The 9,943-nt window shown below is 67.2% G+C and carries 9 protein-coding genes; 6 read left to right on the forward strand and 3 right to left on the reverse strand.

Annotation, left to right across the window (positions count from 1 at the left end):
* Positions 1-5: 5 nt before the first annotated feature.
* The 3 genes from F6S12_RS27320 (at position 6) to F6S12_RS27330 (ending at position 3,086) form a co-directional block, all read left to right on the forward strand.
* A complete protein-coding gene (locus F6S12_RS27320; RefSeq protein WP_026020047.1) occupies positions 6-380 on the forward strand; it encodes a c-type cytochrome in 375 nt (124 codons plus the stop codon).
* 86 nt (positions 381-466) lie between these two features.
* Positions 467-1,795: a D-arabinono-1,4-lactone oxidase gene (locus F6S12_RS27325; RefSeq protein ID WP_185073645.1), complete on the forward strand. Its 1,329-nt coding sequence runs from the start codon at positions 467-469 to the stop codon at positions 1,793-1,795.
* 85 nt (positions 1,796-1,880) lie between these two features.
* Positions 1,881-3,086: a DSD1 family PLP-dependent enzyme gene (locus F6S12_RS27330; protein WP_161467416.1), complete on the forward strand. Its 1,206-nt coding sequence runs from the start codon at positions 1,881-1,883 to the stop codon at positions 3,084-3,086.
* A gap of 229 nt (positions 3,087-3,315) precedes the next feature.
* Here the strand turns inward: F6S12_RS27330 and F6S12_RS27335 are convergent, their stop codons facing one another.
* Entirely contained in the window at positions 3,316-4,260 is a 945-nt protein-coding gene (locus F6S12_RS27335; protein ID WP_041118944.1) for a transporter, read from the reverse strand.
* A gap of 260 nt (positions 4,261-4,520) precedes the next feature.
* Between F6S12_RS27335 and F6S12_RS27340 the strand changes: the two genes are divergently transcribed.
* From F6S12_RS27340 to F6S12_RS27350, 3 genes are all read left to right on the forward strand, one after another.
* A complete protein-coding gene (locus F6S12_RS27340; protein ID WP_011061981.1) occupies positions 4,521-5,558 on the forward strand; it encodes an AraC family transcriptional regulator in 1,038 nt (345 codons plus the stop codon).
* A gap of 290 nt (positions 5,559-5,848) precedes the next feature.
* Positions 5,849-6,736 (forward strand): Dyp-type peroxidase, encoded by an 888-nt coding sequence (locus F6S12_RS27345; RefSeq protein ID WP_015636122.1) that lies wholly within the window; start codon positions 5,849-5,851, stop codon positions 6,734-6,736.
* A gap of 17 nt (positions 6,737-6,753) precedes the next feature.
* Positions 6,754-7,722 (forward strand): Gfo/Idh/MocA family protein, encoded by a 969-nt coding sequence (locus tag F6S12_RS27350; RefSeq protein ID WP_183001022.1) that lies wholly within the window; start codon positions 6,754-6,756, stop codon positions 7,720-7,722.
* 224 nt (positions 7,723-7,946) lie between these two features.
* Here F6S12_RS27350 and F6S12_RS27355 read toward each other — a convergent pair whose 3' ends face one another.
* Complete coding sequence (locus tag F6S12_RS27355; RefSeq protein ID WP_019093757.1) at positions 7,947-8,684, reverse strand: TorF family putative porin; 738 nt, start codon at positions 8,682-8,684, stop codon at positions 7,947-7,949.
* Between the two features lie 101 nt (positions 8,685-8,785).
* Positions 8,786-9,943, reverse strand: a 1,158-nt coding sequence (locus F6S12_RS27360; protein ID WP_315869530.1) for an amidohydrolase, incomplete at its 5' end; no start/stop codon positions are given.

The following is a 9,943-nucleotide window of genomic DNA, read 5'->3' on the forward strand; positions in this document are numbered from 1 at the left end:
GCCCGTTGCGGCGCCACTCCTGGCTACCGATTCGTAGCGCCCTGGGCCTGGCCCTGGGTCTGCTGCTGAGCGCCTGCGGCGAGGCTGAACCGCCTGCTGCCGTGCGCCTCGACGCCGCCCGCCAGAGCCCGGCCGACCCGGCCCTGGCCCAGGTCTACGCCAGCAGCTGCCAGCTGTGCCATGCCAACCCGGCCTCCGGCGCGCCCCTGGCCGGCGATGCCAAGGCCTGGGCGCCGCGCCTGGCCCAGGGCGCCGACACCCTGCTGGACCACAGCATCAACGGCTACCAGGGCATGCCGCCCATGGGCCAGTGCATGCAGTGCAGCGAAGAGCAGTTCCTGGCCCTGATCAGCTTCATGTCCGGCCATTCATTCCAATAAAAAGCACAGGTTCCCCCTTCATGGTCATGCACCTTTCCCGACGCCGGCTGCTGCAAGGGGCCGGCGCCCTCGGCGCGTTCAGCGCGCTGTGCAGCAACCCGCTGCTGGCCGAACTGGCCCGCGCCCCGCGGCTGATTCCCTGGCGCAACTGGTCCGGCGCGCAAAGCTGCCTGCCCCAGGCGCGGCTGGCGCCCAAGGACCTGGATGAACTGCGCCAGGTGGTCCGCCAGGCCCCGGGCAAGATCCGCCCGGTGGGTGCCGGGCACTCCTTCAGCGCCCTGGTGCCCACCGACGGCACCTTGCTGTCCCTGGCCTATTTCAACGGCCTGCTGGACCACGACCCCAAGACCCTGCAAGCCGAATTCGCCGCCGGCACGCCCATGTCGCTGATGGGCCCGGCGCTCAAGGAGGTGGGGCAGGCGCTGTGGAACATGGCGGATATCGACTACCAGACCCTGGCCGGGGCGATTGCCACTTCCACCCACGGCACCGGGATCGGCTTCGGTTCCTATTCGTCCCGGGTCTGCGGGCTGCAACTGGTGACCGCCAGCGGCGAAGTGCTGGACTGCGACCCCCGGCGCAACGCCGAGGTGTTCCACGCCGCCCGGGTGTCCCTCGGCGCGCTGGGGGTGGCGACCCGGGTGCGCCTGCAGAACCGCGAGGCTTATCGCCTGCGGGAAAAACAGTGGATCGGCAAGACCGAGGAACTGCTGGAGGACATGGACAACCTGACCCGCGACAACCAGCACTGGGAAATGCTCGTGGTCACCCACTCCGACTACGCCCTGGCGGTGGCCCTGAACGAAACCACGGAGCCGCCGACCCCGCCCACCGATCCGGCCGAGGAGGGCGGCAACGAGTTCGTCAACCTGATCGAAAACCTCGACAAGTACGTCAGCGACTTCCCCGAGACCCGCCGCCACCTGCTCAATAGCCTGCGCTGGCTGGCGCGCTTCGATGAGCGGGTGGGGGATTCCTACCAGATCTACGCTAACGTGCGCAGCGTGCGCTTCAACGAAATGGAGTACTCGGTGCCGGCGCACCTGGGGCCGGCGTGCCTGCGCGAGATCCTCGCGCTGATCCGCGACAAGGACCTGCGCACCTGGTTTCCCATCGAGTACCGCTACGTCAAGGCCGACGACATTCCCCTGAGCATGTTCGAAGGTCGCGACAGCTGTTCGATCTCGGTGCACCAGCACTACAGCATGGACCACCACAACTTCTTCGCCGCCGTGGAGCCGATCTTCTGGAAGTACCAGGGGCGCCCGCACTGGGGCAAGCACCACAGCCTCAACGCCCGCACCCTGCAGGGGCTGTACCCGCAATGGGCAGCCTTCGCCAGGGTGCGCCAGGCACTGGACCCGCAAGGCAAATTCATCAACGCCCACCTGGCCTCTGTGCTGGGTGTGGCGTGAACAGGAGATGCGCACAATGAACCGTCGTCATTTCATGGCCGGCACCCTGGGGGCCGGAGTCTTGCTGGCCGGTGTCGGCGCCTGGCTGCGGCCCGGCGACCGGGGCCTGCCCTACAGCCCGTACTTCGCCGAGCTCAATCGCGAGCTCAAGGCCCACGGGCCGATGCAACCGGTGATGCTGATCGACCTGGATCGCCTGGACCACAACATCGATGTGGTCATGCAGTCGGTGCAGCGCGGTGGCAAGCACCTGCGCCTGGTGGAAAAATCCCTGCCATCGCCCGGGCTCCTGGCCTACATCGCCCAGCGCGCCGGTACCCGGCGCCTGATGTCCTTCCACCAGCCGTTTCTCAACCACGACGCCGAGGTATTTGCCGACGCCGATATCCTCCTCGGTAAACCCCTGCCGATCCGCGCCGTCGAGCTGTTCTACCAGCAGCTCAAGGGGCCGTTCGACCCGCGCCGGCAACTGCAATGGCTGCTCGATACCCCCGAACGCCTGCAGCAGTACCTAGCGCTGGCCCAGGGCCTGGGCACGCGGATGCGCATCAACATCGAACTGGATGTGGGACTGCACCGTGGCGGCGTGGCGGACCATGCCGTGCTCGGGCAGATGCTGGCGCTGATCAGCGCCCACCCCCGGCACCTGGAGTTTGCCGGTTTCATGGGCTACGACCCCTTTGTCGACATGGGCGTGCCGGGGATTCTGGGCTCGCCGCAAAGCCTGTTCGACCAGGTCATGGCGCTCTACAACGGTTTTGTCGACTTCACCCGCCAGCAGTACCCGGCGCTGTGGCACGCCGGCCTGACCCTCAATACCGCCGGCAGCCCCAGCTACCGTCGCCACGAGCAGGAATCCCTGAGCAGCGAAGTGTCGGTGGGCACCGCACTGCTCAAGCCCAGCCACTACGACCTGGCGTCCCTGGAGCAGCACGTGCCGGCCGCCTTTATCGCCACCCCGGTGCTCAAGAGTACCGGGCCGGTGCGGATCCCGGCCCTGGACGACAAGTCGCGGCTGTTCTCCTGGTGGGACCGCAACCAGCGCCAGACCTTCTTCATCTATGGCGGCCACTGGCTGGCGGATTTCGAATCGCCGGCGGGTCTGCAGAGCAACGAGCTGTTCGGTCGCAGCTCCAACCAGGAGATGGTCAACGGCTCCCGCGCCGTGGGCTTGCAGGTGGACGACCAGGTCTTCCTGCGCCCGCAGCAGAGCGAAGCGGTACTGCTGCAGTTTGGCGACCTGCTGGCCCTGCGCGGCGGGCGCATCGTCGAACGCTGGCCGGTGTACTGATCCCACGTATAGCCCTTGCCTGGCGATCCTCCGTCGGAGCGCTGTCGGCCTTAAGAACGCCGCGTCCCTACGGGCCGTTCGCAGCCTGCGGCAGCGGCTACACGAAACGCGTCCCGGGGCAACCGCCTGTAGCCGCTGCCGAGCTCCGGCGATGCTGCGCAAAGGCCCGCAGGGCCTTGCCTGGCGATCTCCCGCCGAGCCCGCAGCAGCTTCAAGGCTGCCGCGGGTTTCACAGGGCAAAGGGAATGGTCAGCTTGGCCCAGAGCATGTCGCCCTCGGGGCGGTTTTCCACATCGAACTCCTTGGCCCAGCGGATCTCGGCGCTGGCGTACTTGAGAAAGCGCAGGTGCAGCGCCGGGCCGATGGCGAACACTTGCCCGCGTACCCCGTCACTCACGTCCTCGCCCATGAAGGTCACGGTCTTGCCGTTCTGTTTATCGTCGGTGGTCTGCTTCAGGTAGTAGCCGTTGAGCCCCAGGCTCAGGTCGTCGGTCAGGCGGTAGCTGGCCGAATAGTCGAAGTGCAAGATCTGCCCGGAACGGTAGTGGGTGGCGTGGTTTTCCTGGTTGAAGCTGTAGGTGCTCTTGAACGACAGCTCGGTGCGTTCGCTGGGCAGCCAGGTCATGGAGAACAGCGGCTTGTAGGTGGTGAAGTTGTTGCTGGTGTTGGCCAGCCGATCGGCATCGTACTGCCCGGTGGGCAGGGTCACTTCCAAGGCCGCGCCCAGGGTCAGGTCGGGGCCCATGTCCCACAGGATGATCGGCGCGAAGGTGGTATCGCCCATGCTTTCGCGGCGGTCGCTCTGGCCGTACAGCGACACCTGCTGGCGCAGGTAGGGCTGGGCCACGTAGCCCCCCAGGCGCCCGCCCAGGACCCGCAGCGGGCTCAGGTAGTCCAGGCGCGGGATGATCGCGTCGGAGGTGATCCTGACCTCCTGGACCTTGCCGCCAAAGGAGCTGATATCGAGCTTCCTGGCCTGGTAATGGTTGTAGTAGAGGTTGAAGGCGAACATGTGCTCCGGGAGCTGGTCGGGGCTCAGGGGCAGTACGTAGAAGCCGTCGGTGCCGGGGCCGATATTGTCGACCCCGGATTCGGTGGCCTGGGCATTCAGGCTGGCGCAGGCGGCCAGGGCCACGCCCAGGTGCAGGGAGCGAGTGAGGCGGGTCGGGTGCATGGTTGGGCTCATTCTTATTGTTAGTGGGGGCGCGGCGGCAGGCACGCCGTCCGCCCCATAGAAATAAGCCCTGGGCCGGGCGCGGGGCAGGGTATTGGCGGACAGGGAGGGGGACTTTGTCGGACACTTTGCAATGCTTTGTTACATTCCCCCGTAAAACCCCAGGCAACGGGATATGCTTGAACCGCCGGTGAAGCCTTGGCACCGGTGCCTGACCGACAATAAAAACAGCCGCTCAAGCGGCCCGGAAGCCCACTCCCATGCAGATCAAAGCCGCCGATGCCCACGACCAGCTGGCCCTGGTTTCACCCTTCCTGCTGCAGACCCTGGCGGATGTCGCCGAAGCCAAGGGCGTCAGCGCCGAGCGCCTGTGTCGCGGCCTGGGCTTTACCCTGGACGACCTGCAGGACCCGACCCTGCGCATCTCCTATCGCCAGGCGGTGGCGATGATCGAACGTGCCCTGGCGGCATTGCCGCAGCAGGGCCTGGGGCTCTGGGTCGGCAGCCGCAATGTGCTGGGCACCCTGGGCCTGCTGGGGCATGCGTTGTCGTTGTGCCGGACCCTGGGCGACGCCTTCGAGCTGGGCATCCGCCATCAGCACACCTCCGGCACCATCGTCAGCGCCGATGTCGGGCGCCAGGGCGAAGAGTTCTTTGTCGAGCTGCAATGCCGCCTGCCCTACGGCGAGGTGCAGATCTTTGCTGCGGAAGAGTTCTTCGCCAGCCTGCTGATCTATGGCCGGGCCCTGGTCAGCGCGGATTTCCAGGCCCTACGGGTGGAGTTCATGCACGCCGCGCCGGCCTATGCCGAGCTCTATACCCGGTTGCTGGGCCCCCACGTGCAGTTCGGCTGTCTGCAGGCGCGCATGGTGATCGAGGCCCGCTGGTTGCAGGCGCCGCTGCCCAACCATCATCCGGTGGCGCTGCGCCAGGCGCTCAAGCTGCTGGAACTGGAAAGCGCCCAGGTGCACCAGAAGATGGACCTGATCCAGGCGGTGGAGCGCGCCCTGAGCCGGGACCTGCGGGCCGGCAGCCACATCGAGCAGGTGGCGGGGGATTTGAACATGAGCGGGCGCACCCTGCGCCGGCGCCTGACCGAACACGGCCTGACCTTCGAGGCGCTGCTGGAACGGGTGCGCCAGGCGCGAACCCTGAACCTCTTGGGCAACCCGGAGCTGTCCATCGAACGCATCACCGAAGAGGTCGGCTACAGCGACGTGCGCAGCTTCCGCCGGGCCTTCAAGCGCTGGACCGGCCTGAGCCCCAGCGCCTTTCGCGAAGAGGCGGCGCTGCATTGAAGGCCGCCCTGTAGCCGCTGCCGAGCCCGCGAGGCTGCGCAAAGGCCCGCAGGGCCTTGCTTGGCGATCTCCCGTCGAACCTTGAGCGGCCTCAAGATCCCCGCGTCTGCTGCGTCGCAATGCCGCCCATGCCGTTCTCAGCCTGCGGCAGCGGCTACACAACCCCGGCCCGGCCTTTTCACCACGGCCTTGCAACGTCGCCGCGCAAGCGGTGACAAGCCTTGCCCCTTTCGACGCTGACGCCGGCAGCCCATGGCGGTAAACTCCTGCGCCTTTATTCAGGAGTTCCCATGAGTTACTACCAGCCCGGCATCCTCGCTGCACCCGTTCCGTCCCAGGCCCGCCACCTGTTCTTTGCCCTTGAGTCCATCGAGGCGTTGCCCCAGGCCCTCGACCAGTTGCTGGCACGGGTGGATGGCGCAACGGCGGTGGCAGGTTTTGGCGCGTCACTGGTCAAGGCCCTGGGCGCGCGAGTGCAGGGGCTCAAGGCGTTCCCGGCGCTGACCGGCGTGGGCGTGGACAACCCTTCGACCCAGCACGCGCTGTGGGTCTGGCTGCACGGTGATGATCGCGGCGAGCTGCTGCACCGCAGCAACGAGCTGGCGGCCGCCCTGGCCCCGGCCTTGCGCCTGGTCGGCATGAACGAGACCTTCCGCCACAAGACCGGCCACGACCTCACCGGTTATGAAGACGGCACCGAAAACCCTCAGGACGAAGCCGCCGTGGCCGCGGCACTGGCCGAGGGCGAAGACGGCCTGCGCGGTGGCAGCTTTGCCGCGATCCAGCAGTGGCAGCACGACTTCCAGGGCTTTGCCGCGATGCACCAGCAAGAGCGCGACCACATCATGGGCCGGCGCCTGAGCGACAACGAAGAACTGGACGACGCGCCGGTCTCGGCCCACGTCAAGCGCACCGCCCAGGAAAGCTTCGCCCCGGAAGCCTTTCTCGTGCGCCGCTCGATGCCGTGGATCGAAGGTGACAAGGGTGGCCTGATGTTCCTTGCCTTCGGCCACACCCTGAACGCCTTCGAAGCCCAACTGCGGCGCATGAGCGGCCTGGAAGACGGCATCACCGACGGCCTGTACCGCATGAGCCGGCCGATCACCGGGGGCTACTACTGGTGCCCGCCGCTGCACAACGGCCAGCTCGACCTGCGCGCGCTGCAAGCGTCGAAATGAACACCGGGGCCGAGCCGCTGAAGACCGTGCGCTGGGGCATGATCGGTTGCGGCAGTGTCACCGAGCGCAAGAGCGGTCCGGCCTTCTACAAGGTTCCGGGGTCGGCGCTGGTGGCGGTGATGGGCCGCCGCCCCGAGGCGGTGCGCGACTATGCGCAGCGCCATGGCATTGCCCGCTGGTACACCGATGCCCAGGCCCTGATCGACGACCCCGAGGTGGACGCGGTGTACATCGCCACGCCCCCCGACAGCCATTACGCCTACAGCCTGCAAGTGGCCGCCGCCGGCAAGCATTGCTGCGTGGAAAAACCCATGGCCCTGCATGCCGGGCAAAGCCTGGCCATGCAGCAGGCCTTCGAGCAGGCCGGGCTGCATCTGTTCGTCTCCTATTACCGGCGTTCCTTGCCGCGCTTTGCGCAGGTGCGGCAATGGCTGGCGGATGGGCGCATCGGGGAGGTCCGGCACCTGCACTGGAGCCTGAGCAAGGCTGCCTCCGAGGCCGACCGCAGCGGCGCGGCCAACTGGCGTACCGACCCGCAAGTGGCCGGCGGCGGCTATTTCGCCGATTTGGCCAGCCATGGCCTGGACCTGTTCCAGTACCTGCTGGGCGATATCGTCGAGGTGGCCGGCTTCAGCACCCGCCAGGCCGGGCTGTATGCCGCCGAGGATGCGGTCAGCGCCAGTTGGCGCTTCGCCTGTGGGGCGCTGGGCAGCGGCGCCTGGAACTTCGTCGCCGACCGCCGGGTAGACCGGGTGGAAATCATCGGCAGCCAGGGGCGCATCACTTTTTCCGTGTTCGACGAGCATCCGCTGCAACTTGAAGCCGAAGAGACCCTGAACCTGTTCATCGACAACCCCGCGCACATCCAGTGGCATCACGTGCAGGGCATGAACGCCCATATCCGCGGCCAGATCCGGCACCCGGCCCTGGCCAGCGAAGCCCTGAAGACCGACCGGGTGATGGACCGCATCCTGCAGCGCGGCTGATCCCAGGGCGCATGCCTGTCGGGCCTCTTCGCCGGCAAGCCGGCTCCTACGGGGTTTGTGGGGCGCATTGCCGGCCTGTTCCTGCGGGCTTTTGTAGGCGCTGGCTTGCCAGCGAAGGCGGCCTTGAGGCGGGTGCCAGTCTTTCGGGCCCCTTCGCCGGCAAGCCGGCTCCTACGGGATTTGTGGGGGGCATTGCCAGCGAAGGTGGCCTTCGGGATGGGCATTCAGAAGGTCTTCTTGATGCTGGCCACCCAGGTCGCTCCGCACAGGTCGCTGAAGCCGTAGTTGCTGGTGCACTGGCTGCGGGACAGGTCGGTGTCGATGTAGCTCAGGCCCAGTTCCAGCCCGGCCATTTCCCGGGTCAGTTTGGCTTCCCATTCGTGGTAGCTGTCCTCGCCCTGGCCCGAGGCGCGGATCAGCCGCGGGTCCTTGAAGTCCATCTGGCCGTAGCGCAGTTGCAGCCCCAGTTCCAGGGGCAGTCGGGTCTCGTAGCCAAGGTAGCGGTACAGGGTGCTCTGCTGGCTGTCGATGCCGGGGGCATCGTCGGAGTAATAGGCCCCCAGCTTGACCCCGTAGACGCTGAGGATGCCGTACACCTCGCTCTGGTTGAACTGGGCTTCCCGGGGGTAGCTGTACTTCAGGTAGCCCAGGTCCAGGCTGATGTCTGCGCTGGCCTGCCACAGCCAGCCGCCGTAGTAGTCGACTTCCTGGCGGGTCTTCAGGCCACCGCCGAAATCGACGTTGGAGCTCCAGGTGCCCAGGTACAGGCCGCTGCTGTGCAGCAGGGTCACGGCCGCCTGGGCCGCGGGGTCGTTCTGGGTCTGGGAGATGCCGCGGGTGCGGTAGTCGCTGGCCAGGGTCAGCTCCAGCTCCACGGCCAGGTCGTCGGTCAGGGGCAGGGCGTGGCCGGCCTGCGGCAGCAGGCACACGGCGCCCAGGGTGAGCAGGGTGAGGGTCTTCATGGGTATCCCGTTGTTGTGATTGTTATGGGGGAGCGGGCAAGGCGGCGCCGTACCCCGGCGTCACCAGGGCGCGGGGCAGGCGGTGCAACGGTGGCGCGGGGTCAGAGTGGGCGGCTGTAGATCTCGCGGCCGGCGAACCAGGTCTGCAGCACCTGGGTTTCATGCAGGGCCTTTTCGTCCACGGTAAACACGTCGCGGTCGAGGACGATGAAGTCAGCCTGCTTGCCGGCCGTCAGCGAGCCGATCTGCTGTTCCAGGCCCAGGGTGCGCGCGGCATTCTGGGTGTAGGCATAGAACAGGGTTTCGCGGTCCAGGCGTTCGTCGGCGTTGAGCACCCCCAGTGGCCCCTGGCGGGTGATGGCCTGGGCCATGGCGTTCCACGGGTTGGGCGACGACACCGGCCAGTCGCTGGCGCCGGCGAGGGTCGCGCCCTGCTTGAGCAGCGAGTGCGCCGGGTACTGGTAGCGGAACGCCAGGGCGCTGACGTAGGGCTTGATCATGTCCAGGGTGTAGTCGTCGGCCGAGGCCCAGAGCAGTTGCATCGAGGCAATCACGTTGAGCGGCTTGAAGCGGGCGAACTCCTTGGGGTTGACCATCTGCAGGTGGGTGATGGAGTGGCTGATGCCGCTCTGGCGATCCTTGCGCGCCTGCTCGATGCCGTTCAGCGACTCACGCACCGCACGGTCGCCGATGGCGTGGATGTGCACCAGCCAGCCGCGCTGGTCGATGGCGCTGACCAGTTCGCCAAAATGCGCCGGGTCGATCAGCAGTTCGCCGGGTTTGTGCGAGTTGCTGTAAGGCTCGAGCATCGCCGCGCTCTGCGCCGGGTATTCGATCACCCCGTCGGCGAAGATCTTGATGCCCGGCAGGGTCAGGTTGGGAATGCCCTGGAACTGTTGGCGCACTTTGTCCAGGGTGTCGAGGTCGGCCGGCCGGCTGCGGGGGTTGGCCACCAGCAGGGCGGCGACGTGGGCGGTCATCCCGCCGCTCTCGGCCAGGGCCTTGTAGGCCGGCAGCACGCCGACGGTGTGCTCGGTGGGCTTGAGGGCGAACACCGCTTCGCCGGGGGCGGCGTTGGCGGCCGGGTCCATCCAGGCGGTAATCCCCAGGCTGTTGTTGTAATGCAGGGCCGACTGCGCGGCGCGCAGCATCTGCTCGGGCCCCGGCACCGGCATTTTCGCGGCCACCCGGTCCCAGCCGGCGTCCACCAGGAAACCGTTGGGGCGGCCGTCGGGCAGTTGGCCGATGGTGCCGCGCTC

Origin of the sequence: Pseudomonas sp. JV245A (assembly GCF_032424515.1) — a bacterium.
Classification (GTDB): domain Bacteria; phylum Pseudomonadota; class Gammaproteobacteria; order Pseudomonadales; family Pseudomonadaceae; genus Aquipseudomonas; species Aquipseudomonas protegens.

What these genes read in the sequence shown, in the direction of transcription:
- F6S12_RS27345 (WP_015636122.1), top strand. Translation starts at nt 5,849, where the DNA reads ATGAGTTACTACCAGCCCGGCATCCTCGCTGCACCCGTTCCGTCCCAG.
- F6S12_RS27335 (WP_041118944.1), bottom strand. Translation starts at nt 4,260, where the DNA reads ATGCACCCGACCCGCCTCACTCGCTCCCTGCACCTGGGCGTGGCCCTG.
- F6S12_RS27355 (WP_019093757.1), bottom strand. Translation starts at nt 8,684, where the DNA reads ATGAAGACCCTCACCCTGCTCACCCTGGGCGCCGTGTGCCTGCTGCCG.
- F6S12_RS27340 (WP_011061981.1), top strand. Translation starts at nt 4,521, where the DNA reads ATGCAGATCAAAGCCGCCGATGCCCACGACCAGCTGGCCCTGGTTTCA.